We start from the raw sequence: 24081 nt of genomic DNA on the forward strand, positions 1-24081 counted from the left end.
TTAGACCGGAGCCGCCTCGTATCCCGCAGACTTGATTGCTTCGATCACGGCCTCGTCGGTTTGGGATGTTGTGACTTCAACCGTCCGGGCATCGAGGTCGGTTGAAACCTGCGCTGTGGGATCGAGAACTGTGATTTCTTTGGTGATTGCAGCGGTGCAATGGCCGCAGCTCATGTCTGGGACGTGGAATTTCACATGAGGTCCTTTCCTGACTTGGGCTCGAGATAGGGATTCCAGCTGGGGGAAGGTCAAGTGGAGGTCGGTGAGTAAGGCAAAACAAAAAAAATTTCATCTGCCCTATTGAGCTTCCAGTCACTGGAAGCCCTATATCCGTTGTGAACTCAGATGAGGCGAACCGACATGACCCAGAACTCGCAAGTTACTCTTAGCATCGAAGGCATGACCTGCGCGTCTTGCGTTGGTCGTGTGGAAAAGTCCCTATCGGCCCTGGAAGACATCTCCGATGTCTCCGTCAATCTCGCGTCTGAATCCGCACGGATGTCCGTCAACGACCCGGCCCGTCTGCAAGAAGCCGCTCAGGCGCTGGATACGCTGGGCTACCCTGCTCGGACGTCCAGGGTCACCCTTAACATTGCATCCATGTCCTGCGCCTCATGCGTCGGGCGGGTCGATAAGGCGCTGGCTGACGTGCCCGGTGTCCTGTCTGTGACTGTGAACCTCGCCGCCGAGACAGCCGTCGTCGAATTCCTTGATGATGCAGTCGCGACTGCTGATCTGATGGCTGCGACAGCGGCTATTGGTTACCCGGCTGAGGTCGCGGAAGCGAATGCCAGCCAGTCGCGCGTTGAGCGCAAGGCAGAAGAGGCTGACAACCTGCGCCGCAACGTCCTCTTGGCGGTGGCCCTGACACTCCCGGTCTTTGTTCTGGAGATGGGTGCGCACCTGATCCCGGCCTTTCATATGGCCATCGCGAACAGCATCGGGACCCAGACATCCTGGGTCATCCAGTTCGTTCTGGCGACGATCGTTCTCTTCGGACCCGGCAGGCACTTCTTCTTTAAGGGCGTTCCGGCTCTGCTCCGCGGTGCGCCGGATATGAACAGCCTCGTCGCGGTCGGCACCGGTGCGGCCTGGAGTTATTCGATCGTTGCTACATTCCTGCCCGGCCTGCTGCCGGAAGGCGTGCGCGCAGTCTATTTCGAGGCCGCCGCCGTAATTGTGGTGCTTATCCTGATCGGACGCTGGCTCGAGGCCCGGGCAAAGGGACGAACAGGCGCTGCGATCCAGTCGCTCCTAGGGCTTCAGGTACGCACGGCTCACGTGCTGCGTGATGGTGCAACGATCGAAGTGGACGTCGATGCGCTCGGCGTTGGCGACACGATTCTCGTTCGTCCGGGTGAGCGAATTCCCGTCGATGGAGAGGTCGTCGATGGGAGCAGCAACGTTGACGAGAGCATGATCACGGGCGAGCCCGTGCCTGTCACAAAAGCCGCAGGCGCGACCGTCACCGGCGGCACGGTCAACGGCACCGGCAGCCTGACCTTCCGGGCTTCGCGCGTAGGCTCAGACACGACGCTCGCACAGATCATCCGTATGGTTGAAGAGGCGCAGGGCGCCAAACTGCCGATCCAGGGTCTGGTGGACCGGGTGACGCTCTGGTTTGTGCCTGCTGTCATGGCCCTGGCCGCCCTGACGGTGGTCGTTTGGCTGGCGGTCGGCCCAGACCCGGCGTTGACCTTTGCGCTGGTGGCGGGAGTGTCGGTCCTGATCATCGCCTGCCCCTGTGCCATGGGGCTTGCCACGCCGACCTCGATCATGGTGGGGACAGGACGAGCAGCCGAGATGGGCGTGCTGTTCCGCAAGGGTGACGCGCTTCAGGAACTCTCAACCGTCAATGTCATCGCGCTTGATAAGACCGGGACGGTGACCGCGGGCAAACCAACGCTAACCGATGTTGTCGTCGCAGAGGGCTTCGACCGCGAAACGGTCCTTGGTCTGATCGCCGCAGTGGAGGAGCAGTCAGAGCACCCTGTTGCCGAGGCCATTGTCCGAGGCGCGCGCAGCGAAGGCATCGCAGTGCCTGCGGCCTCCGGCTTCCGGTCAGTTACCGGATACGGGGTAGCGGCCATGGTTAATGGCAAAGAGGTCATGGTTGGTGCGGATCGCTACATGATCCGCGAGAATGTCGACATCGCGTCCCTTGTCGACACGGAAAAAGACCTGGCCAATCGGGGGCGCACCGCGCTCTATGCGGCGGTGGACGGCGAGTTGGCTGCCGTCATCGCGGTTGCCGACCCGGTAAAACCCGCCAGCCGTGACGCAATCGCTGCTCTCCATGATCGAGGCTTCCAGGTCGCCATGATCACTGGCGACAAGCAGGAGACGGCCGAGGCAATTGCCCGCGAGACCGGGATCGACCAGGTCATCGCCGGAGTGTTGCCGGACGGGAAGGTTGCGGCGCTCGATGACCTTAGGGCGGGGGGGCAGAAGGTCGCCTTCGTGGGCGACGGAATCAATGACGCGCCGGCGCTTGCGCATGCAGATGTGGGCATCGCCATCGGCACGGGCACGGACGTCGCCATCGAGTCCGCCGATGTGGTGCTGATGTCAGGCGATCTGAGCGGTGTAGTGAATGCGGTCGAGGTGTCGAAGCGGACGATGTCCAATATCCGGCAGAACCTCGTCTGGGCTTTCGGTTACAACGTGGCTTTGATCCCGGTCGCGGCAGGCGTGCTCTACCCCGCCTTCGGGCTCCTGCTGTCCCCGGTCTTTGCTGCCGGCGCGATGGCGCTGTCGTCGGTTTCGGTGCTGACCAACGCACTGCGCCTACGCCACATTGCCCCCGCGATGAATGAAACCCCAAAGACAGAGACGCCACTCTCGCGGGCCCAGACACAACCGGCAGAATAGGAGTTTGAGACCCATGAATATTGGAGAAGTCGCGGAGCGCTCAGGCATCCCACCCAAGACCATTCGCTATTACGAGGATATCGGCCTGGTTCGCCCGCAACGTAGTGACAACGGCTACCGGGCATTCCGCGAGACCGATTTGCACAAGCTCGCATTTCTCGGTCGTGCCCGCGCACTCGGGTTTTCAATCGAGGACTGCCGGACACTGCTCAGCCTCTATGAGGACGAAAGCCGTGAAAGCGCGCAGGTCAAGGTCATTGCAGAGGAACATCTGACAGCGATTGACGAAAAGATCGTGCAGCTACAATCGATGCGAGAGACGCTCTCGCATCTGGTCAAATCCTGCCACGGCGACCATCGTCCGGATTGTCCGATCCTGAGCGACCTGGCCGGCGCGCCTGCAGACGGGCGTACCGTCTCATCGCTTGCCGATCTGGAAGCAAAATAGCCTCCTCAATCGCGTGCGACGTTTCTTGACGAGGCACGGTCGAGCGCATCAAGCACCAGCGTCTGGGTCAGGATTTCCGGCAGAGAGATGCCGGACGGAGCTTCTGGACCGAACACGATGTTGAACGGAATGCCGTACCGGCCATGGCGTTCCAGGAATCGCGCAATCTCGTCGTCTGGTCTCGTCCAGTCGGCTTGCATCGCGATAACCGCCTCGTCGCTAAGTCGGTCAGCGATAAAACCGCGATCCAGAACCAATGTCTTGTTGGCCTTGCAAGTGAGGCACCAATCAGCCGTGACATCCACAAAAACCGAGTGGCCCTCCGATACATGCCGAGCGATGTCCTGCGGAACGAATGCCTGCCAATAGGTGGTCCCCGTTGAAGCCCCGGATCGCTGTTGCGAAGAGAACAGCCCGACACCTACGAGCGGTATTGCGAGGCTGGCGGCCATCAAGATGCGCCGAAGAGATACGTATGACCATTCCGTCATGGCCAGAAGGATGAGCACGATGGCGGAGGCGGCCACCAGCACCGCCGCGCGCCACCCAGCTACACCGACGAGAACGAAAAGAAGCCAGGCGGCAGTCGCAAGCAGTAGAGCGCCGAGCGCTATCCTTACAAACACCATCCAGCGTCCCGGACGTGGTAAACGTTCGATCAGTGCAGGGCGCGCGGCGATCAGAATATAAGGCGAAGCCAGGCCGATGCCGAGTGCCGTGAAGACGACGAGAACGTCGACCGCGTTACCGGCCAGAGCGAATGTAATCGCCGTCCCGAGAAATGGAGCGGAGCATGGCGTGGCAAGAATTGCCGCAAGCAGGCCGGTCCCGAAATCAGCCGCATACCCGGCGTGATCGCGCCCCGCCCCGAGGCGGTTCTGAATGCCCATTGGCAATGCGATCTCGAACAGGCCGAGCAAGTTTGCGGCGAAGGCGGCCACCACGATGAACATCAGGGCGACAAAGACGGGGTTCTGAAACTGGATACCCCAGCCCACCGAGACACCGATCCATTTGAGAACGAGAACAAGCACCGCGAGCATCCAGACGAATGTCAGAACACCAAGAGCTGAAAATAGAAAGCCATTGCGGATCACACGTCGGGACTGGTCCGACACCTTCAGCACCGAGGCGAGCTTGATCGACAAGACCGGAAGAACGCATGGCATTATGTTGAGGATCAGCCCTCCGAGGAAAGCGATCGCTGCAATCAAAACCAACTGAAACAGGCCGCTCACCGACACCGCACGGGCAAATGGCGGGGCAGGGATGTCCGTACTCAACACCACAGGAGACGTGACCGCTCGCCCCGTGTCCGTGACGGTCACGAAAGGCGCCGCGTAATCGTCCGACCACGCGTTCAGCGGGATCCGAGCCCAAAGCTCTGACCGGTCACGGCTGAGGCGGATATCCGGCTTGCCGAAAGTCACAAACGGTCCGAACTCGGGAAAGATATCGACCGCCTGGAACGGTTGGCTGCTCTTTGCGGTCACGAAGAGCGAGGAAGTCTTTGCATCAAGGGCGACTGTATCGATCTCGATGTCGCTTTCTTCTGGCGCGTCAGGCACTTGAGAAACGAAAGCGGCGATTGCGTTGGCGGATGTACGATCGATACCAATGCCTTGGGGCAGGTCCAAAGCGAGTTCGAAAGTGTGCGGTACGCAGACGCTGGAACACGTCAAAAGCGCCACGCGAGCGCGCAATTCTAAAGGCTTGCCTCGATCTTCCAACATCACCCGGATTGGCAGGACGACCTCGCCGGAATACCCGAAATTCTCGATGCCGAAGGCTTCAAACCGATGCGGTGCGGGCCAGAGGATTTCGGCCGAAGCGAGATTGGATGAGCCCGTCCAGTCGATTTCGGGAGCCAGCCCAACTTCACCAGGCGTTCGCCAATACCCTTTCCAGCCTTCACCATATTCAAGGACCAACCCAAGCGAAATAGAGACAGCGTCCGGGGCGACGCCGTTTTCAGCCGAGACAAGTCGTGCGTTGACCGCCGGGTTCGAATAAATGTTCGACTCCGCGGCACGAGCCCCCTCGGAAAGTGTGAGAGCAAGAAAAGAGACGACAAGCGCTAGAAGGCAAACAGAAATCCGAGAAGTCGCGGCGCGTTTTTCCATTCAGCGCAGCGCTTCAGGGAGCGCAGCGAGAGCCGTCTCAAGATCAGTTATCGGCAAGCCGCGCGCGATCCATCCAGGGCCGCGGCGAGACCCAAGCATGCCTTCCGAGACGTCGATGAAGCCCGGATACCCGGCGCGCTTGAGGGCTGCGAGTAGCCGCGCGCTACGACCCCCAGTGGCACAAATCAAAGCGACGGATTTATCAGCAGAAAGATCGCGGGCCGCAAATAGCCGTTGCTCGAAACCTCGCTCGTGCATGCTGATAGGCCATGCACCCTTCGCCAGACCGGTCTCGGTCCATTCTGCGCGTGTACGCACATCGATCAGGGAAATGGCATCGTCTTCAAGAGCGTCAGCAACCTCCTGAGCCGACCAGATGTCGCTGGTCACCGCCCGCGCAAGACCGGGCATCACACTGGCACCTGCAACAAGCGCCAGGAACTGTCTTCTCTGCAAGCGGTCTGCGATCCTCATTGTATGCCTCTGACGAAAGATATTCTCGGGGTGGATGGTATCACGCGGAGATACAGGCAGCATCCCAACCCTCCTCGCGTTCCAGATCGATAATTTCTCGGAGCATCCTATCACTGATTTGCCCTTGAACGACCGTACGGCCTATGACAAGTGCAGGTGTGCCAACAAAGAAAAACACACGCGCAAGAGCGGAGCTGTTTTCCAGTTCTCGGACAACCTCGGCGCTCTCCATGTCCGAAACCAATTTATCCTTATCGACGCCAAGATCGTCGGCGAGGCGGGACAGATATTCAGGCGACGCTTGGAACGGAGTTTTCATCAGTCTCTCGTGGAACGAGACATAGGCGCCTTGACGTTTCGCTGCCAAGGCAGCTTTGGCAGCGAGGTTTGAGCTGTCACCTAGCAGAGGCAGTTCATGCCAAGCGACCGCGACTTCATTCGGCATCGAATTTGTCATCTCCGCCAGCCGCTTGGTTTGAACGCGGCAGTATGGGCAGTAGTAATCTGAGAATGAGGCCATCGGCACTCTGGCCGCGCTTGTCTCGAGGTCACCATAGAGTGCGCCGCAGATATTGTCTGAAACACGTTGGAAAGCGGCTTCCTTGCGCGCGACAATCTCGGCACCCTCTGGTGTGTCCAGCCCCACAAAGAGATCAAACCCGCCCGACGTATCGCCTGCGACATACTTTCGGAAACCGGTTGGGTTTTCGAGCGGCTCGAGTTCCAATTTTTCTGGCAGAAGGGTCGGAATGGTGCGCAAGGCTGCATATCCCGCGACAATCGCGCCGAGCGTAAGTAGGGTCGATCGCTTTTTGGAATCCATGCCACGCCCTTCGCTTCTCCATGCCGCAGTCTGCGTATCGTCAAGTCATGGCGCTGGTCAACATTACAAACTGATACAATTCTCGCCGTGAATTCAGGGTGTTGAGAAGGTATAACTTATGGCATCGCTGTCGCGCGATAGGCAGTGCAAGTGGAGAAGACTATGTTTCGACTAGGGATACTTGCAGCGTTATTCGCTACACCGGCCTTGGCCGATCCGGATGGCTATGGCCACATGTCGAGCTGGGGATATGGAATGGGCATGATGTTCGGTCCGATCCTCTGGATCATCGTCTTGGGTCTGGTGGTCGCAGGTATCATTTGGTTCGTTCGCAGCTCTGGCGTTGGAGACCAAAGACCGGGAAAATCTGATGCCATAAGCGAACTCGACCTGCGTTTCGCCAAGGGTGAGATCGACGCAGACGACTATGCCGCCCGGAAAAAGCTGCTGACCGACAAATAGCCACGCATGGCGAAAAACGGGGAGGGAAGACCTCGTCACTCTCTCAAACAGGCTGAGTCCCACATCCAACTGAATGGAAGTAGCACAAGTGACCGGTAAACAACTTGGCATGCTCGCTGCCGGTGGATCCGCTATCCTCCTGCTTGCCGCATTTGTTTTTCAGGCGCTTGGCTATGCACCTTGCGCGATGTGCATCTGGCAAAGATATCCGCATGGCGTGGTGATTGCTGTCGGCGCGCTCCTGGCCGTCGGATTGTCACCCGTAGGTCTCATGGTCATCGGCGCTGCAGCCGCGGCTACCACGTCCGCCATTGGCGTTTATCACACCGGTGTCGAACGAGACTGGTGGCAGGGTCCGACATCTTGCACGGGATCGGGATTGGATCTGTCGAACCTTTCCGGATCGGACCTCCTTCCGTCGGCATCATCAGGTCCATCAACTCTGGTGATGTGTGACGAGGTCGCATGGGAATTTCTCACTCTGTCAATGGCCAGTTGGAACGCCTTGTGGAGCGCTGCTCTCGTCGGGCTATGGCTCCTCGCATTCGCTCGAGAATGGCAAAATCGCCAGGCTCAGATCACGTATTCGGCCACCTAGCCTTGCAAGTATGCGATAGTTTCGGCGACGACCGTCAGTAACGCTACCGAAAGCCCAAAGCTCAGTATTGCAAGAATTGTCACGGCAAAATTCCGTGGGCCAAGTCTAACGTATGGCCGTAGGACCTGGGACTGTTTGATTGTTGTGATGTACAGCGGCAGCGCACTCACCATCGTGGCGTAGAGATAAACACCCGAGATGTTTTCAAAGAAAGCAGAGCGCGCAAGCGTCGGCGCGACAACGCTCAAAGCCGTTTTGCGACTACCAACAAACGACCCGAACCAATCCGCTGACAAGACATAGATCAAGGCGTGCAGCGCGAGAAACAGAAAGACCCGAACCCCGATATCCACCAATACAAACATGCTTGGATCGCGGTGACGTCCCGTTCGCTGTTGCGCAACGGCAAATAGGAAGAAGCTCACATAGTTGATGACAAAGACGACCGGCAGACCGTTGGTTGCAACCTGTCTAAGAAACCGCCCAAGCGCGGGACCCCCTCCAAGCAATGCTGAACCAAAGCCCGGGGTAAGTAAAACATAAAAAAAGAGAACTGGAATCAGTGCTGCGAGGCTGAACAGCAGGACGTTTCTCACGAAATGAACACCTGGCATATCCGTGGAAAAGTATCGTTCCATGGGGCTAGGCTGACATAGCGATCACAGCAAGTCGACCTGCATGCATCTGGCTTTCAGAAAAGGGTCAGTTATCACTCGTGACCGGCATGGTTCGTGTGGTTCACTGGAAATGTCTGCATTGCGCGCATCGAGATGCTGCTGACGTTACACAAGCGCGTGTGAAACAGACTTTCTTCTTGAATTACCAGTACATGTAGAATGTACCATCGGCTGAACAAAGCGCGCCGGGGGCTCGCCAACTGACGAAAAAAACCGGAATTGAACCAAATGCTTACGAGACGACATTTCATCGCGACCGGCACGGCGCTTTTCTCAACGCCGATTGCGCCTCCCGTGCTCGCAAGTACTTGGCCGACAGCGTCGCAAAAAGCGGCCTGGGATGCGCAGGTGACGCCTGCGAATTTCAATCTTGAGACCTCGAACCCCTGGGGTCTGCAACCGCGTTTCCTGCCCCGTCGGGTTGAAGCGCGGGCTGGTCTGACGCCCGGGGACATCCACGTCGATGCAGTGGCACGGTATCTCTATCATATTGAAGAGGGCGGGACAGCGATGCGCTATGGCGTGGCGATTGCCCGTGGCAATCTTTACGAGCCGGGGACCTACACGATCCGACGCAAGGTCGAGTGGCCGCATTGGACTCCAACCAAGTCCATGATCGAACGCAATCCGGAATACGCCCAGTTCGAAGACGGGCAGGAGCCGGGTCCAACGAACCCCCTAGGCTCGCGTGCACTGTATCTGTTTGTCGGCCAGCGCGACACGTACTTGCGGATCCACGGATCACCGCAATCGAGGTCGATTGGCGGGCGGGCCAGCTCTGGATGTGTTCGAATGGTCATGGCGCACATCAACGAACTCTATCCCAAGGTCGCAGGTGGCTCGACGGCCTACCTCTACTCTGCCGAAGATAGTGTCACCGCCCGCAGCTAGGTTGCCGGCTTGACGCAGATCGGATTGCCGCCAGCCGTCCTGAGCGGCAATGGCGTTGTTTCAACCGGACCCGCATGCATGTACCAGTAGCAGTTGTCCTCGGGCCGCAAGTACGCGGTCGCGAGGTCCTGGTTTGGTGCTGCCAGTTCTACGATATTTTCCGGTAACGGCGGGCGTGACGACGCGCCTTGTGAATTCGAGAAAGTCTCCGCGCAGGCCCCCAGCGCCAAAACGGTTGTGAGAAGAATTGCGCTTCGTATGTACATGAAACGGTAGTCCTGCTGATTGGCACTATTTTACGGATCTCTTGCAGTTCTTACATCCAACGGCATACGGCGCAATGCCAGACGGGAGTGTTTGCGTGCTGACAGAATTCTGCAATCAGTATTCAACATAAGACAGATTATACGACTTTATACTTAATGTTGCGATAGTATATTATCGTATGTATGCTGAACTCCTGTCATGGAGGCTCCTCAGCATGCGTCATCTATTAAAGAAGCTCCTCCCCTCGGTCGCGGTCGCTTTGACCGTGACAGGTTTTTCGCTGCCAATGCCCGCCCGAGCGCAGACATACCCAATCGATTGCGCGATCCTCTTGTGTCTCTCTGGTGGTTGGCCCGCTTCCGTCCCTTGCGCCCGAGCCCGCGCCGAGTTCATCCGGCGAATTAGGGGTCTGATGCCGGAGGGGGCAGGATCCTACGTTAAGATCGCCTGATCACGTTTTGGGCCACCTGTATTCGCCGGTCAGAAGTATGTGGGCCCATCCGAGTGGCGAGATATGCGCCAGCAGGTTGGGCGAGCAATCCAAATCTTCGCGGCGACGCTCGGCGACAGCGATTCCAAGGTGCTTGGTATTCCAGTAGATGACGATTGCGGCGAGCAAGTTCAGGCCAGCCATGCGATAGTGCTGTCCTTCGGAAGTCCGGTCGCGGATTTCACCCTGCCGCCCGATTCGGAGCGCATTCTTCAAGGCGTGGTGTGCCTCGCCTTTGTTGAGGCCGATCTGTGCGCGGCGTTGCATGTCTGCGTCGAGCAGCCACTCGATGATGAAGAGTGTCCGCTCGACCCGTCCGATTTCCCGCAACGCCAATGCAAGTTCGTGTTGGCGGGGATAGGCCGCAAATTTCCGCAGCAGTTGGCTTGGAGGCATACTCCCTGCCACCATGGTGGCAGCGCTGCGCAGGATGTCTGGCCAGTTCGTGGCGATGATCGGCTCTCTGATCTTGCTTCCAATCAAGTCCTTCAATTCGTTCGGGCAGGATTTTGGATCGAAGAGATACAGGCGCTTGGAGGGCAGGTCCCGGATGCGGGGAATGAACTGGAAGCCCAGCAACGCGGTGACCGCGAAGACATGGTCGGTGAAGCCACCTGTATCAGCGTACTGTTCCCTAACTTTTTGCCCGGCATCGGTCATCAACAGACCATCCAGAATGTAGGGTGCTTCATTCACGGTGGCCGGGATGGTCTGTGTGGCGAAGGGGCCGAACTGATCGGAGACATGTGTGTAGGCCTTCAGCCCTGGTTCGTTTCCGTATTTGGCGTTTACGAGATTCATCGCCTCGCCTTGACGTGAGGTGGGGAAGAACTGACCATCGCTCGATGCAGTCTGCCCGGCGCCCCAAAACTGCGCCATCGGTAAAATAGATTGCCCCTCGATTACCATGGCCAGGGCGCGGGCCATCGCATCGCTTTCAATGTGCCACCGCGACAGGCGCGAGAGCTGGAAGTAATCATGGGTGTTCGTCGCACCCGCCATTTTGCTTAGGCCGAGGTTCAACCCTTCGGCAAGCAGCACATTCAACAGGCCGATCCTGTCTTTGCAGGGTACGCCAGTGCGTAGATGTGTGAATGCCTCGGTAAAGCCAACCTCGTCATCCACCTCGAGCAGAAGGTCGGTGATCCTGATGTCAGGCAGTCGCCGATATAGATCGAGCACCATGGCGTCAGCCTCTTCGGGGACGGCAGCGGTCAGCCGGTCGAGTTTGAGAGTGCCGTTCTCGATTAGACCGCCCGGAATTGCACCCGTTCTGGCGGCACGAGCAAGTCGCAGCAAACCGTTGGCCAAACGGGCCTTCCGATCTGCCAGCCAGGTTTCCGGTTCAAACGGTACAGCCAGTCTCGGAGTGGACCGGGCGACCTCGGCAGGGACAAGCGCTTCTTTGAGGTCACCATATCGCCGAGAATGGGCAAGCCAGACGTCGCCCGATCGAAAACCCTCGCGCAGATGGCACATCACAGCCACCTCCCAAAGTCGGTGCCCGTCATCATCCTTCAGGTGCCGATGCCATTTTGAGGTACGGCGTAGGAAGCTTCGCGGTCGGACGGCCGTTGTTTCGCCAACTGCGATGATTTCCGCAGCCGTTAGCAATGGCTCGGCAACCGGAGCTGCCTTGATTTCGAGCGCCCGCAACATGCGCGGACCGTAGCGCCGGAAACGGTGATAGCCCTGAACAACATGTGCCAGCGGGTCGGCGGCCAGCGTGTCGGTGAGTTGCGCCGCGGTTGCAACAAGGTCCCTGAGCGAGGACCAACCCCCGGTATTTTGAATGGCCTCTTCCAATGGGGCTTTGTCTTCGTGCGCTTCGAGCAATGCCGATCCGAGGGACGAGAAGGCTTTCAGGGTGTCCTTCAGAGTCGATTTGGCTTCAGCCACGCAGGCGTCGCTTCGTGATTTGGCCTCACGCCAAGTCTTGCCTACGATCCGATCGTGTGTCTCGACCACTGCATCGGCAACCGCACTTCGCCATTCCAAAACGCATACTGCGAGAATTGCGAGGCGCCGATTTCCCGAGATATCCCTCATGTCTCCGGCAAAGTAGCGCTCGCCCTGACGGCGAAGACCAGCAACGCGATGCGGCGGAATATCGGACAGCAGAGAATTGTCGAGTGCGACATCCTGCAGTGCTTCCAATCGGTCGAGCAGACGATTCATGTCGGCTGAGTTCCGCCCCGTCTCAAACTGCCGCAACCAGACAAAGCGCGTGACGCTGCCATCTGCACTCTCGGTCAGCAAGGCATCAAGGCATTTGCGCATTTCAGGTTCCAGCCGATCTACGATCCGCGCATCAATCCGTCGCTCTGCCGCGACAAGGGCGTCTGCGCAAAGGCGCTCGATCACGGTAATCCCGGGCAAGATGGTTTGCGTCGAACGGCAGCGATCGACAAACCACCGCGCCAGGTCTTCGTTCGACCGCGCCGTCTCGGCTTTCTTCTCCAGCCAAACCTTCAAGTCGCGCGATCCCCGTCCCGCGAACATCTTGTAACCATAAAGCTCGCGCAGGATTGCCAGGTGTTCATGCCGGGTTTCTTCGCGGCTCGCATATTCGGCCAGATCCTCGGGCCTCAGTCCAAGCTGGGCCGCCAGGAAGCGCGTGATTTCTAGCGGAATGACTTCACCTGGTGCGAGCAACCGACCTGGATATCGTAGGGCGCAAAGCTGAAGTGCGAAGCCGAAACGATTGTGAGGGCGCCGACGGGACCGAATGATCTCCAGATCGTCATCCGCCAGGGTGTAGTGATGCAACAATAGAGCTTCGTCGGTTGGCAGGTCAAAAAGGGCCGCGCGTTGGCGGCCAGTCAGGATTTTCCGACGGGGCATAGTGTTACTTCCTTGGCAAGAGAGGTGTCCGAAAGGGGATCGATCAGCGGACGGTTACGAGCGAAATCACACGGCCAACGATGGTTGCCGCAAGACTGTCTCATATAACTGGTACGAATAGTTTTGCAAAAGAGGCCCCGTATTCGTACACTCAGGCCATGACCGCGACCAAAATAGGCTACGCCCGCTGTTCCACCGATAAACAGGATCTGACGGCGCAGCGTCAGGCCTTGATCGATCTTGGGGTTGACGAAGACCTTATCTACACTGACCACGGATTGACCGGCACCAATCGTGCCCGCCCGGGTTTGGACCAGGCGCTTGCCGCCGTTCGCGATGGGGATACACTCGTTGTCCCCAAACTAGACCGCTTGGCCCGTTCCGTTCCCGATGCCCGAACCATCGCAGACCAGCTCGAAGCAAAAGGCGTGAAGCTCGCTTTGGGGGCTTCGGTCTATGATCCCGCCGACCCGATGGGAAAGATGTTCTTCAACATCCTGGCAACCTTCGCCGAATTCGAGGCGGATCTAATCAGAATGCGGACACGAGAAGGGATGGCTATAGCCCGCGCCAAAGGAAAACTCCGCGGTAAACAGCCAAAACTATCTGATAAACAACAGAAAGAGCTCGCACGCATGCACGCGACAGGAGAATACTCCATCAGCGATCTCGCTGAACTCTTCTCAGTGTCGAGGCCAACCGTTTACAGGACGCTGCAACGGACAGAACGCCAAATCAGCTCTTAACGTAGGATCCTGCCCCCTCCGGCATCAGACCCCTCGAACTCGATACTCATGCCAGTTGCGACGTGCGGCACGTTGTGGCAATGCAGATCCAGCGCGCAGCATCGATATCGACCAGAGACATCGGCGGTACATGAACGAGGTCGAGCATCGTACCAGCGATGAGTTGTTGTCACGTCCTTCGCAGTGTCAGCCAGATCAGCAGTGCGACTCCGAGCATCGCGGAGAGAGCTGATCCGCTGAGAATGCCCAGCTTCGCCGCATTCAGGACGGACCAGTCGAATGCGAGGCCCGCAATGAACAGCGACATCGTGAAACCGATTCCCGTGAGAAACGAGCCGGCGATGATGAATGGCCACGACAGCCCTGGCGCGAGCACAGCCAAGCCTGAGCGGACCGCAAGCCAGCTGAACCCGAGGACGCCAATCGGTTTTCCCAGCACCAGGCCGACAATGATCGCCACGGAAACCGGTTGTCCGAAATCGCCACCGCCAATCGTGATGCCAGCATTTGCCAGCGCGAAGATCGGCATGATTGCAAAGCCGACCCAAGGGTGCAGCATTATCTCAAGACGTTCGACCGGCGAGAGCGATTCGGTGAGCGCTCGGCCCGCCTGACGAAGGTCATGATGGCCTGCAACATCCCCTTGCCGATGGTCGCCGTTCGGAGCGGCGAGTACGCGCCCGAGGATCACACGCAGGCGAATATCGCTCACCCAAATTCGGGTAGGGGTCATGAGGCCCAGAATGACACCGGCGATGGTCGCGTGAACGCCAGAGGCATCGAAGCACAGCCAGACTGCCGCTCCCATGAAGAAATAGACCGGGATGCTTCTGATCCCGAGGCGCGAGGCGGTTGCTACAATACCAATTCCCAGCAGGCCCAACCCGAGGGCCGACCAAGTCAACGCTTCCCCGTATCCAAGGGCGACCACGAGTATCGCGCCGACATCATCAAAGATAGCGAGGGAAAGCAGGAACAGACGCAAGGTTGGAGGGATCCGGTTTCCGAAAAGGGCCAGGCATCCGATCACGAACGCCGTATCTGTCGCCATCACGGTTCCCCAGCCGTGCATCCCGGGTTGCCCGTACATCATCGCAAGAAACAGGGAGACCGGTACAACCATGCCACCCACTGCGCCTGCAAACGGCAGGGCGGCCTGACGAGGGTTTCGCAATTCGCCCAGCACGATCTCCCGCTTGAGCTCCAACGAAAGCACAAAGAAGAAGAGCGTCATCAAACCGTCATTGATCCAGTGTCGCAGCGAGCGGGTGAAATCCAACGAGCCGAGTGTCAGGCCAATGGGCGTCTCCCAAAAGCCTAGAAAGGCCTCTTGCCAAGGTGAATTTGCCAGCGCCAAGGCCAGTAGAACCGCCAGAAGCAGGAGCCCTCCTGCCGCCGCTTCGATTTTCAGAAAGCGCACAAATGGCTTTGTTATTCTGTCGGCGGCCTCATGGGGCAAAGTCTGGGGATCGTCGATCATGGGATGAACATGCCTTTTCCAATGACGATGCACCGCTCTCTCATCGCAGCCCTGTAGGCACCCTCGCGCGTCTCTTTGCCCAGACATCATATCATGGAAGGTTCAGGCGGACAGAGCGCGTGCCTCGGCGAACGACAAAAGTCTGCGGCGACTCTCATCCCAGAGGTGGAGGTGCGCGCAGCGGAGACTTTGCCGAAGCGTGATGCGTTTGGTCTGTGCCAGAACCTCGTTATCCTCGATCACCTCTGGAAGGCGATAAAACGGAATTCGACTAGCCAAATGATGAACATGGTGGACACCGATATTGCCAGTGATCCAGCGTAGAACGCTCGGAAGCTCGTAATGTGAGCTTCCGTAAAGCGCTGCTTCGTGGATGTTCCAATTTTCTTCGTGCTGCCAACTGGTTTCTTCGAACTGATGCTGGACATAGAAGAACCACATGCCGGCGACTGCACTCAAGAACATGGTCGGCAGGAAGACGAAAAGAACAACGTCCCATCCACCCTGCCAAACAATCAAGGTCAGCGCCGAACCAATGGCGGCATTTGTTCCCATCGCGCTCAGCCAGTATCGCCAGCCCGACCGCATTAAGTGAACGGGCAGTCGGTTCTGCAAAAAGAACGTATAGAACGGCACCACTCCGAACAGGAAAACTGGATTGCGGATAAGCCGATAGAGCGCCCGGCCGAGCCACCCCTTTTCTCGGTACTCCGTGACTGTGAGGGTCGGCATATCTCCGACACCCCGCCGGTCGAGGTTTCCGGTCGTGGCATGATGGATTGCGTGCGTTTTGCGCCAGACGTCATAGGGCGTCAGCGTGATCACGCCGATAACGCGACCGATCCAGTCGCACAGGCGCCGACTGCGAAACAGGGACCCGTGACCGCAATCGTGCTGGATCATGAACAGTCGGACGAGGAACGCCGCATTCACCAGTGCCAGGGCCATTGCCAGCGCAGTACTGATCGAGAGCATCCACCAGGCGACCGCCCATATTGCCACGAACGGTGCCACTGTCACGGTCAGCTCGAAGATACTGCGCGAATGGATTGGCTGTCGGTATTTCGCCATCGCCCGCGACCAGTCTGACGGAGCCAAATTGGGCTCTTCCCGCATCAGATCAGTCTGACCGGCAGCATTTCGCGTGCCCGGCTCCTTACCCGTAATGGACGAGGCCCGCGCTTGTACTGGGGGCTGCGGCGCGCTCAGAGGCTGAGCTTTGCGGACTCGGTTGGTGGTCTGATCCGGTATCTCTTCTCGATCTCGCCCTTGGCGACGACTGTTGGTTGAATAGGACGAAAGCTTCATCGGCAATAGAAATCCTGTGTGACTGAGCGTTTACACTTGCGGCCTCCGAACGGAGTTGCCACCAGCGATGATCTGGTTGATGAGTGCCGCAACAGATCGGTGCGTTTCCGTTTCGGCCTCCGATCCCTTTGCGTTCTCATGAGTTGCTGCGGCGTCGCGAAGAACACCTACGATCTCATGCTCCGGCAGCAGTCCGCCATCGTTCATGGCAAGCAGAAGTGCTTCGCAGATTGAAAGGGCGGCCTGTCCTGAATGCTCGTTCGCCGTAGACATCTTTGGATTTCCCTTCTTGTTTCGCGATCTAGGCTAAATTCGCGCCGGACCTATCCGTACTTCTCGCACGAAATGAGCTATGCTGGACTGATCGAGAGCAGTTGAAGAAACGATTTCCACGCGGCTGACGGAACTGTCAGGGAGAAGCTATGACACCATTCGAGACCAGCCCGCTCACCCGCAAGCTTTCGGCCTTTGTCGCTTTGTCAAAGGCGGAGTTGGATGTGCTCGAGCGCCTGCACCAGCGCCGCCGCTCCTTCGTCGCTGGGCGCGATATGGTCCATCAGGGGCAGTCGGATCAAGCCGCATATATCCTGTCCGCGGGTTGGGTCTGTTCCTACAAGATCCAGGCGGATGGGACGCGTCAGATCGTCGATTTTCAGGTGCCCGGAGATTTCCTCGGCTTGCGCAGCTTGCTGTTGCGCACCTCTGATCACAGTTTCGAACCCATCGTGGAAATCGAGGCTGCCGAAGTGTTGAAGAGCGACCTTCTGGCGGCCTTCGCGCAGACGCCGCGGCTTGCGACAGCCATTCTCTGGGCGGCGTCGCGGGACGAGGCAATGGTGGTCGAACACCTTGTCGGGATCGGCAGGCGCGACGCGGACGCCCGGATGGCACATTTTCTGCTGGAACTGGGATCGAGGCTGGCACTGGTGGGTATGGGATCCAAGGGAGGATACGATTGCCCACTGACCCAGTATCACTTGGCCGATGTGCTGGGGTTAAGTGCCATTCATGTGAATCGCGTCCTGCGACAGCTACGCGAAAGAGGGCTGGTGACCTTTCGAGACGGTCGCGTGTCCTTTGAAGATCATGCCGGGTTGGTGGAACTGGCTGAGTTTGATGCAGCGTATCTGGATCAGACGGGACCGCTCTTGAAATAAGAAGGGCCGCCGGCCATTGATCGGCGGGCGGCCCCGGTGTTCAGGTCAGACGCTGGACATTAAGCGAGCGCGTGGGTCGCCGCATCGAGTTCCTTGTTGGTCTCGGCGTCGTTCTTCGCCGTGTTGGCTTTCTCGGCTGCCTGGTAGTGCTTCAGCGCCGCGTCCTTCTTCGGCCCAGCGGGCGCCTTGTCCCACGCGACCTTCACGGACGTCATCTTTTCGGCAGTCTTGTTCTGTTCGGGTGTCATTGGAATTGTCCTTTCATGGACTTTCCGAGAAATAAAAAGCGTGCCGACATGCCGATCTTTTTGGGATCGACACGCCCACACGCTTTTCAGGAACTTGGAAATTTACAGTGCCGCCAAATATTCGGCGGGCACGGCTTACCTAGCCAATGTCAGCCCTCGCCGCACTGACGCAGGTTAGTCCCGGCGTCTGTGGCGGGTCGATTGCCTTGTCGGCTTTCAAGTCACCGCCGTTTGCTGATGGGAAATCCTTAGCCATTTGTCGTCATCGCCAAGGTACGTTGAAGCGCAGAGCGCTTTGTAGATTGGCACGTCGGTTTTTTCAGCCGAGACCCGATAAGTGAGGATCGCGATATCGCCGCATCGCGTCACGCGCCGTTCGGCCATGACGACGGAACGCCAGCCGGTTCTCTGCCGAAGTTGGGTCCAGATTTGGTCACCCTGGAGGATGCCGGGCGGATAGGGAAAAATCATCACCGCGTTGGTCGCTGTCGTCGCCTGCGCACTATCGGCGCCGCTGGTCCAGAACTGTTCCTCCATGTCCCAGAGTATGCCCTGTTCGTGTGGAGAAAGCGTACCGGACTTGTGTGCCGCATGGGCCGGTCTCCTCGCGGTCGCGGTTGATACGGTCATTCGCCTGACCCCGACCCGCCAACCATGAACATCTGAAATAGAAGGAAGATAATCGCGAGCACCGCCCAGATCGCTCCGCTTGTCCCCGGGCGGTCGCCGGTCACCGTCGAGGCAGCTCGCTTCAGGCTACCTGACGCCCGGCCTTCGGGAAGCAGCTGGCTCAGGTCTCGTGCGACCTTGCGGTGATCGCTTGCGAGCGCGGGTACGTCCCGAAATCGGGCAAGCAGCGTTCCCAAGCGTGCCTGCGCGGCATCGTGCCCCAGCATGACCAGTTCAGCGGTTTCCTTCCATGGATCGAGGCCAAGCCGCGCGAGCGTCGAGAGCACAGTCACGGCATAGCCGTTCCGGTCCTCGCCGACGGAGGCATGGAGAAACCGATCGAATTCGGGCGGGTGCGGGTTGAGTACATTGGGGTCGGCCATAGCCAATCCTTTCAAGAGTTGCAGGAATGCAGATCATCCCTGTTTCCCAAAGTGTACGCGCAGGTCGGTCCCCGCACCCTTACACAGGTCAGTGCCCGCAAACCGCCCCAGGGTGTTCTCTACCCGCGCGGCGCCAGGGACTAACATGTGTCAGCACAAGTCGAACGTTTCCGAAGTACAAGAGGAGAAATCGTTCGACTGGTCAGGTCCGGAAACCAAGGGGCCGTCATCAGTGGCGAGCGACGGATCTGCCAAAATCGTGGAGGCCAGAGATGAGCGTGCGTTCATCCAGTTTGAGGGTGACTTTCCTGCACCCGTTCAGCCTAGCCGATTTTCCGGACGAACTTCCGGCCGGGGAATACGAAGTCTTGATTCAGGAGGAACTTCTCCGCGAGCAAGGTTTCGAAACGTATCAGAGGACGGCGACCCATATGACCGTTCCTGGCAGAGGAGATCGGGCGGGTTGGATGGAACTGCACACGATATCAGAGCGCGACCTGAATGAGGCGCTGAGCCGGGATCAAGGTCCGACAGAGATGAACAACCACAGCGAAGCGGCGCTTTCTCCGCAGGAGGACTTGAAATGAATACTCCCGAATGGCTCAAACCCGGCATCTATGGTGCCGTGATCGGTGCTGTCTTTGTCGGCGTCGTCGGATTTTCATGGGGTGGCTGGGTGACCGGCGGCACTTCGAATGACCGGGCGGTGGCGATGTCCCGTAACGATGTCGTCGCCTCAATGGTACCGGTCTGCCTCGACATGGCGCGGTCAGACCCGGCTCGGGTGGACAAGCTTGCAACGATCCGGGCAGCCTCAACCTACCAGAGGCGCGACGCTCTCATGACAGCCGGCTGGGCGACGATGCCAGGAACCGATGCCCCAGACCGAGACATTGCGCAAGCCTGCCTGAAGGAACTGGAACTCTGAGGTCATGCTGTTCAGAGCCGACGATGTGATGGCGCAAAACGGTTCGCACCGTCAAACGCGCGAGCCACGCATCGCCCCGAGTGCCAAAACCGAAATAGGAGCTTGCGATGCCTTCTGATAACAATGGACCGGAAGATCGCGGACCTTGGAAAAACAAGCAGACCCGCGTTCCCCCTGAGGTTGACGCAATTCTCAGGCGGGGCCGGGATCGGCTGCACGGCATCCTGCCGGACGGTCTGCCACCGGTGAAGCGTCTTGCAATCGGGGCCGCCATTGCGCTTGCGGCATTTGGGGCGTGGTCCTCATATTACACGGTGCCGAGCGACTCCGTTGCGATTGTCCAACGGTTCGGGAAGTACGCGGCCGAGGTCCCTCCGGGGCTGCACTTCAAGATCCCGTTCGGGATCGACGTGACCACGTTGGTCCCGGTCAAGCGCCAGCTGAAACAAGAGTTCGGGTTCACGACTCCGGGTGCCTCCGATCCCTATCAGAGCCCGACGGACGGTCGCCGCGAGACCGAGATGGTGACTGGCGATCTAAACGCCGCGCTCGTGGAGTGGGTGGTGCAGTACCGGATTTCCGAACCTCGGAAATTTCTGTTCGAGGTGCGTCAGCCGAGCGCGACCCTGCGTTACGTCTCGGAGTCCGTCATGCGCGAAGTCGTGGGAGACCGCACAGTCGACGAGGTGATCACCGTCGGGCGCCAGGAAATCGAAAGCGAAGCCCTGATGAAGATGCAGGCGCTCGCGACCAAATACGCGATGGGCATCAGCATCGATCAGGTACAGCTGAAGAACATCAATCCGCCCCAGCCGGTTCAGGCCTCGTTCAACGAGGTCAACCAGGCACAACAAGAGAAGGAGCGGATCATCAACGAGGCCCGCCGCGAATACAACCGCGTCATACCTCTGGCCGAAGGCGAAAAGGACCAGCGCATCCGCGAAGCCGATGGTTATCGCCTGAGAAGGATCAATGAAGCCGAGGGCGATGCGGCCCGATTCACGGCCCTCCTGACGGAATACCGTCTGGCGCCCGAAGTTACCCGGCGCCGGATCTACATCGAAACCCTTCAGGATGTTCTGCCGGGAATTGGTTCCAAGATCATTGTCGACGGGTCCACAGCAAGCATCCTCCCGCTTTTGAATCTGGATCGACAGACAGGAGATCAACCATGAAGACCCTTTCGCTTATTGCCTCGGGAATCGCGGTTGCCGGGGTCGTCGCTGTGTCATCCGCCGTCTACACGGTCGGCGAGGTCGAACAGGCCATCATCACCCAGTTCGGCAAGCCGGTCGGCGCGCCGATCACCGAGGCTGGTCTCAAGTTGAAAATCCCCTTCGTTCAGGAGGTTAACCGGATCGACAGCCGGGTTCTGGAGTGGGACGGCTCGCCATCGGACATGCCCACCAAAGACAAGCTCTATATCTCGGTCGATCTCTTCGCGCGCTGGAAGATCACCGATCCTCTGCAGTACTTTCTGCGCCTGCGCGACGAGCGCAGCGCCCAGTCGCGCCTCGATGATATCCTCGGTAGCGAGACGCGGAACGCCGTCGCCAAGCACGAACTCATCGAGATTGTGCGCACGACCAGGGGCCGGACGCCGCTTCGGGACACGCTTCTGACTGATCAGGAGCTTGCGCAGGACATTGGCGCACTGGTTCCCATCACGAAGGGGCGGGCGCTGGTCGAGCAGCAGATCTTCGAGGCGGCGGCGGAGAAGGTGCGCGTCTTCGGGATTGAGCTTCTCGACATTCGTTTCAAGCGCATAAACTACAATGAGAGCGTGCGACCCAAGATCTATGACCGCATGATCTCGGAGCGCCGGCAGATCGCCGAACGCTTCCTGTCTGAAGGCAACGGTGAAGCGGCCCGTATTCAAGGCAACCGGGTGAGGGACCTGAACAAGATTCAGTCCGAAGCCTATCGCGCTGTCGAGGAAATCCGCGGTGCCGCCGATGCCGCAGCAGCAGCAATCTATGCGGGCGCCTACAATGTCGATGCCGTTTCGGTCGAATTCTACGATTTCACCCGAACTATGCAGGCCTACGGCGACATGATCTCCGACGATACAACGCTTGTCCTGACGACGGACAGCGATCTGTTCCAGTTCCTGCGCGGCATGCAGGGCGAGGCAAACCCAATCCGCGATCCGGGCAGCGTCCCAAGCGACGGTGGCGTGGCGTCAATCGGCAGGGCCCGACCAGCGCAAGACCCCGCGACGCCAATCGTGACACAGACGGAGGTCGAAGCAGGCCGATAGGTTCATGGTGGAAGGTTTCAAGCATGAATTGAGGGTATCAATCGGGAAGCACGTCAATGACATCTGGACCACCGAGGTCGGTTTCTTTCCGCTTCTGAGCAAGACACACCCACTTAATTTCCGTACCCCTAACCTGCGTCAGCGCACGATTTACGCTTGGCTGGTAGGTAGATGGCAAGAGCTGGATCGCGATGAGGCGAGGGCCTGCCTGCACACGCTCGAGCACACGAGATCCAGCGTCACACCACGCAGCGTGAAGGATGACAAGCCATGACATCAGTGAAAAATCTCACCAGGACGGCCGCAGAGACGACCGATCTTGAACGGCGCGTGTTGGCCCATGAACGGATTCTGCAGGCCCTGATCGCTTACATGGCACGTACCGAGCCGCGTTTCGTCGACCATCTGCGAGAACGGTTCGTGGAACCGATGCGCATGGTGCCGCACGAACACGATTATCGCGAAACCGACGACTACGCGGAAGAATTCATTCGCGCCGTGATGCTTCTCGGAGAGGAGCGCGCGCCCATCGCGAAGGAGTCGAAATTGACCGACAAGAAACCCGTGTCGCCGAAAGGCAGAGGAGAACAGGGGTCTTCCATGAACCGGCCACCGCAGCGCGGTGGAGTTCAGGTGCGCGAAAGGAACGGCGTCTGGGAGGTGGAGGTCGATGGCAAGTTCCGCGGCGACTACCACCAGAAGGAACATGCTCTTGCCGCTGCGGCCCTGCACAAGTTGTCGCCCCGATGACCGGTAGCTCTCATCCGACAGTTCCGCCGGACTTCGCGATCCAGGTGGCCGAGAACGAAGGAATGCCATCCAGATCGAATTCCAGGGGCTCCCCGCCGCCGCCCGCGCCCACGCGACGGCTGACTGGAACGCTCACGCTTGGGCTATCGAAGACTCGCGCTGCAACCGGCGGACTCTGGTCCGCCAAGGAGCAAGCGGCGATAAGACACCCGCTGGCAAGGTTGATCTCGAGGCTGGCCATCGTGGCTGGAGTGATAGCGTCCCTGGCCTTCCCCGTCCTTGCGCAGGATGGCACCGGCCCGATGCCTCGGAACGCTCATCCTTGCAAGATACTCATGACATGACCAGGCGCGGCCGTGTGTCTGGCATGCGGGTCAGCATCGGGTGTCGTCTGCGATACAGCTTCCCGCAGCCGACGCCGCTGATTGCGATGCTGAACGTCCACTACTCGCGCTTTGGCGATCTGGAGCGTGCCGATTACCTCGTGACGTCGCCAAGCGTGCCGCTCGAAAGCTACCGCGACGGCTTCGGCAACTGGTGTACGCGCCTCCTGGCTCCGGCGGGCGACTTCGCGCTGTCAACGGATGGCATCTTCCGCGACTATGGCCGACCCGATCCCGCGTCCCCTGGCGCGCAGCAGCACGCGGTCCAGGATCTGCCTTTCGAGACCCTCGTGTTTCTTCGGGGCAGCCGGTATTGCGATACCGATCTTCTTTCGGAGGAGGCGTGGCGTCTTTTCGAGACCACGGACCCGGGATGGTCACGCGTTCAGGCGATCTGCGATTTCGTGCATGGGCATGTCCGCTTCGACTACATGCAGGCGAAAGCGACGCGCACCGCATCGCAGTCAATGGCCGAGCGACAGGGCGTCTGCCGTGATTTTGCTCACCTCGCCATCGCCTTGTGCCGCTGCATGAATATTCCGGCACGCTACTGCACCGGATATCTGAGCGACATCGGTGAATCTCTGCCTCATCCGCCCGGGGACTTTGCGGCGTGGATGGAGGTCTTTCTCGCTGGTGAATGGCACATGTTCGACCCGCGGAACAACAAGCCTAAGTTTGCGAGAATTCTGATCGCGCGGGGCCGCGATGCCGCTGACGTCCCTCTGACCCAGACATTTGGTCAGAACACGCTGACGGAGTTCAAGGTTTGGACTGACGATCTGGTGTGATCTTTGTCTT

At 58.9% G+C, this 24081-nt stretch carries 27 protein-coding genes and 1 pseudogene; 14 read left to right on the forward strand and 14 right to left on the reverse strand.

The window, feature by feature from the left end; all coding sequences use genetic code 11:
- On the reverse strand, positions 1–195 hold the full coding sequence (locus AC2FIT_RS14495; protein ID WP_496830590.1) for a heavy-metal-associated domain-containing protein: 195 nt from the start codon (positions 193–195) through the stop codon (positions 1–3).
- Positions 196–360: 165 nt separating this feature from the next.
- On the opposite strand from AC2FIT_RS14495, the gene AC2FIT_RS14500 reads away from it, so the two are divergent.
- Entirely contained in the window at positions 361–2871 is a 2511-nt protein-coding gene (locus tag AC2FIT_RS14500) for a heavy metal translocating P-type ATPase (protein ID WP_496830592.1), read from the forward strand.
- Positions 2872–2884: 13 nt separating this feature from the next.
- Positions 2885–3319, forward strand: a complete 435-nt coding sequence (gene cueR, locus AC2FIT_RS14505; protein ID WP_496830594.1) for a Cu(I)-responsive transcriptional regulator — start codon at positions 2885–2887, stop codon at positions 3317–3319.
- A gap of 5 nt (positions 3320–3324) precedes the next feature.
- Here the strand turns inward: cueR and AC2FIT_RS14510 are convergent, their stop codons facing one another.
- Genes AC2FIT_RS14510 through AC2FIT_RS14520 form a run of 3 tightly spaced genes read right to left on the reverse strand, consistent with a single transcriptional unit; the run spans position 3325 to position 6739 of the window.
- Positions 3325–5442: a protein-disulfide reductase DsbD family protein gene (locus tag AC2FIT_RS14510; RefSeq protein WP_496830596.1), complete on the reverse strand. Its 2118-nt coding sequence runs from the start codon at positions 5440–5442 to the stop codon at positions 3325–3327.
- The gene (locus AC2FIT_RS14515) at positions 5443–5979 is read right to left on the reverse strand and encodes a rhodanese-like domain-containing protein (RefSeq protein WP_496830598.1); all 537 of its coding nucleotides are present in this window, start codon (positions 5977–5979) and stop codon (positions 5443–5445) included. It lies immediately after the preceding gene.
- Entirely contained in the window at positions 5957–6739 is a 783-nt protein-coding gene (locus tag AC2FIT_RS14520) for a DsbA family protein (RefSeq protein WP_496830600.1), read from the reverse strand. The genes AC2FIT_RS14515 and AC2FIT_RS14520 overlap by 23 nt, the downstream gene beginning before the upstream one ends.
- A gap of 162 nt (positions 6740–6901) precedes the next feature.
- On the opposite strand from AC2FIT_RS14520, the gene AC2FIT_RS14525 reads away from it, so the two are divergent.
- Complete coding sequence (locus tag AC2FIT_RS14525; protein ID WP_496830601.1) at positions 6902–7201, forward strand: SHOCT domain-containing protein; 300 nt, start codon at positions 6902–6904, stop codon at positions 7199–7201.
- A 73-nt stretch (positions 7202–7274) separates the two neighbouring features.
- Complete coding sequence (locus tag AC2FIT_RS14530; protein WP_496830603.1) at positions 7275–7799, forward strand: disulfide bond formation protein B; 525 nt, start codon at positions 7275–7277, stop codon at positions 7797–7799.
- Here the strand turns inward: AC2FIT_RS14530 and AC2FIT_RS14535 are convergent.
- Entirely contained in the window at positions 7796–8395 is a 600-nt protein-coding gene (locus tag AC2FIT_RS14535; protein WP_496830605.1) for a hypothetical protein, read from the reverse strand. The genes AC2FIT_RS14530 and AC2FIT_RS14535 overlap by 4 nt on opposite strands.
- A 309-nt stretch (positions 8396–8704) precedes the next feature.
- On the opposite strand from AC2FIT_RS14535, the gene AC2FIT_RS14540 reads away from it, so the two are divergent.
- Positions 8705–9367 (forward strand): L,D-transpeptidase, encoded by a 663-nt coding sequence (locus AC2FIT_RS14540; RefSeq protein ID WP_496830607.1) that lies wholly within the window; start codon positions 8705–8707, stop codon positions 9365–9367.
- Here the strand turns inward: AC2FIT_RS14540 and AC2FIT_RS14545 are convergent.
- Complete coding sequence (locus AC2FIT_RS14545; RefSeq protein WP_496830609.1) at positions 9364–9633, reverse strand: hypothetical protein; 270 nt, start codon at positions 9631–9633, stop codon at positions 9364–9366. The two genes, AC2FIT_RS14540 and AC2FIT_RS14545, sit on opposite strands and share 4 nt — an antisense overlap.
- Before the next feature lie 215 nt (positions 9634–9848).
- Between AC2FIT_RS14545 and AC2FIT_RS14550 the strand changes: the two are divergent.
- A pseudogene (locus AC2FIT_RS14550) lies at positions 9849–10037 on the forward strand (hypothetical protein); the annotation flags it as partial.
- A 48-nt stretch (positions 10038–10085) separates the two neighbouring features.
- Here the strand turns inward: AC2FIT_RS14550 and AC2FIT_RS14555 are convergent.
- On the reverse strand, positions 10086–12968 hold the full coding sequence (locus AC2FIT_RS14555; protein ID WP_496830610.1) for a Tn3 family transposase: 2883 nt from the start codon (positions 12966–12968) through the stop codon (positions 10086–10088).
- Between the two features lie 158 nt (positions 12969–13126).
- Between AC2FIT_RS14555 and AC2FIT_RS14560 the strand changes: the two genes are divergently transcribed.
- Entirely contained in the window at positions 13127–13714 is a 588-nt protein-coding gene (locus AC2FIT_RS14560) for a recombinase family protein (RefSeq protein WP_496830612.1), read from the forward strand.
- 169 nt (positions 13715–13883) lie between these two features.
- On the opposite strand, the gene nhaA is transcribed toward AC2FIT_RS14560, so the two are convergent.
- The 3 genes from nhaA to AC2FIT_RS14575 form a co-directional block, all read right to left on the reverse strand.
- Positions 13884–15194 (reverse strand): Na+/H+ antiporter NhaA, encoded by a 1311-nt coding sequence (nhaA, locus tag AC2FIT_RS14565; RefSeq protein WP_496817319.1) that lies wholly within the window; start codon positions 15192–15194, stop codon positions 13884–13886.
- A 102-nt stretch (positions 15195–15296) separates the two neighbouring features.
- Positions 15297–16310 carry a fatty acid desaturase gene (locus tag AC2FIT_RS14570; protein WP_496830656.1) on the reverse strand — a complete coding sequence of 338 codons (1014 nt, stop codon included), beginning with the start codon at positions 16308–16310 and terminating at the stop codon, positions 15297–15299.
- A gap of 222 nt (positions 16311–16532) precedes the next feature.
- Positions 16533–16775 carry a hypothetical protein gene (locus tag AC2FIT_RS14575; RefSeq protein ID WP_263845023.1) on the reverse strand — a complete coding sequence of 81 codons (243 nt, stop codon included), beginning with the start codon at positions 16773–16775 and terminating at the stop codon, positions 16533–16535.
- Between the two features lie 149 nt (positions 16776–16924).
- On the opposite strand from AC2FIT_RS14575, the gene AC2FIT_RS14580 reads away from it, so the two are divergent.
- Positions 16925–17659: a Crp/Fnr family transcriptional regulator gene (locus AC2FIT_RS14580; protein ID WP_496830614.1), complete on the forward strand. Its 735-nt coding sequence runs from the start codon at positions 16925–16927 to the stop codon at positions 17657–17659.
- Between the two features lie 59 nt (positions 17660–17718).
- Here AC2FIT_RS14580 and AC2FIT_RS14585 read toward each other — a convergent pair whose 3' ends face one another.
- The 3 genes from AC2FIT_RS14585 to AC2FIT_RS14595 all read right to left on the reverse strand — a co-directional run bounded on the left by AC2FIT_RS14585 (position 17719) and on the right by AC2FIT_RS14595 (position 18974).
- Positions 17719–17907 (reverse strand): hypothetical protein, encoded by a 189-nt coding sequence (locus AC2FIT_RS14585; protein ID WP_299603514.1) that lies wholly within the window; start codon positions 17905–17907, stop codon positions 17719–17721.
- Positions 17908–18123: 216 nt separating this feature from the next.
- Positions 18124–18537 carry a hypothetical protein gene (locus tag AC2FIT_RS14590; RefSeq protein ID WP_496830616.1) on the reverse strand — a complete coding sequence of 138 codons (414 nt, stop codon included), beginning with the start codon at positions 18535–18537 and terminating at the stop codon, positions 18124–18126.
- Complete coding sequence (locus AC2FIT_RS14595; RefSeq protein ID WP_496830618.1) at positions 18534–18974, reverse strand: hypothetical protein; 441 nt, start codon at positions 18972–18974, stop codon at positions 18534–18536. Before AC2FIT_RS14595 ends, AC2FIT_RS14590 begins: the two co-directional genes overlap by 4 nt.
- 257 nt (positions 18975–19231) lie before the next feature.
- Between AC2FIT_RS14595 and AC2FIT_RS14600 the strand changes: the two genes are divergently transcribed.
- The 5 genes from AC2FIT_RS14600 (at position 19232) to AC2FIT_RS14620 (ending at position 22897) form a co-directional block, all read left to right on the forward strand.
- Positions 19232–19546: a hypothetical protein gene (locus tag AC2FIT_RS14600; RefSeq protein ID WP_496830620.1), complete on the forward strand. Its 315-nt coding sequence runs from the start codon at positions 19232–19234 to the stop codon at positions 19544–19546.
- Positions 19543–19887, forward strand: coding sequence for a hypothetical protein (locus AC2FIT_RS14605; protein ID WP_496830621.1), 345 nt, complete (start codon positions 19543–19545; stop codon positions 19885–19887). The genes AC2FIT_RS14600 and AC2FIT_RS14605 overlap by 4 nt, the downstream gene beginning before the upstream one ends.
- 107 nt (positions 19888–19994) lie before the next feature.
- Entirely contained in the window at positions 19995–21062 is a 1068-nt protein-coding gene (gene hflK, locus AC2FIT_RS14610; RefSeq protein WP_496830623.1) for an FtsH protease activity modulator HflK, read from the forward strand.
- Complete coding sequence (gene hflC, locus AC2FIT_RS14615; RefSeq protein WP_496830625.1) at positions 21059–22147, forward strand: protease modulator HflC; 1089 nt, start codon at positions 21059–21061, stop codon at positions 22145–22147. Before hflK ends, hflC begins: the two co-directional genes overlap by 4 nt.
- 270 nt (positions 22148–22417) lie before the next feature.
- Positions 22418–22897, forward strand: a complete 480-nt coding sequence (locus AC2FIT_RS14620; protein ID WP_496830627.1) for a hypothetical protein — start codon at positions 22418–22420, stop codon at positions 22895–22897.
- A gap of 10 nt (positions 22898–22907) precedes the next feature.
- On the opposite strand, the gene AC2FIT_RS14625 is transcribed toward AC2FIT_RS14620, so the two are convergent.
- The gene (locus AC2FIT_RS14625) at positions 22908–23033 is read right to left on the reverse strand and encodes a hypothetical protein (RefSeq protein ID WP_496817327.1); all 126 of its coding nucleotides are present in this window, start codon (positions 23031–23033) and stop codon (positions 22908–22910) included.
- A 231-nt stretch (positions 23034–23264) separates the two neighbouring features.
- Between AC2FIT_RS14625 and AC2FIT_RS14630 the strand changes: the two genes are divergently transcribed.
- Positions 23265–24071, forward strand: coding sequence for a transglutaminase-like domain-containing protein (locus tag AC2FIT_RS14630; protein ID WP_496830658.1), 807 nt, complete (start codon positions 23265–23267; stop codon positions 24069–24071).
- Positions 24072–24081 lie beyond the last annotated feature (10 nt).

This window comes from Ruegeria sp. YTSA135 (assembly GCF_059610165.1).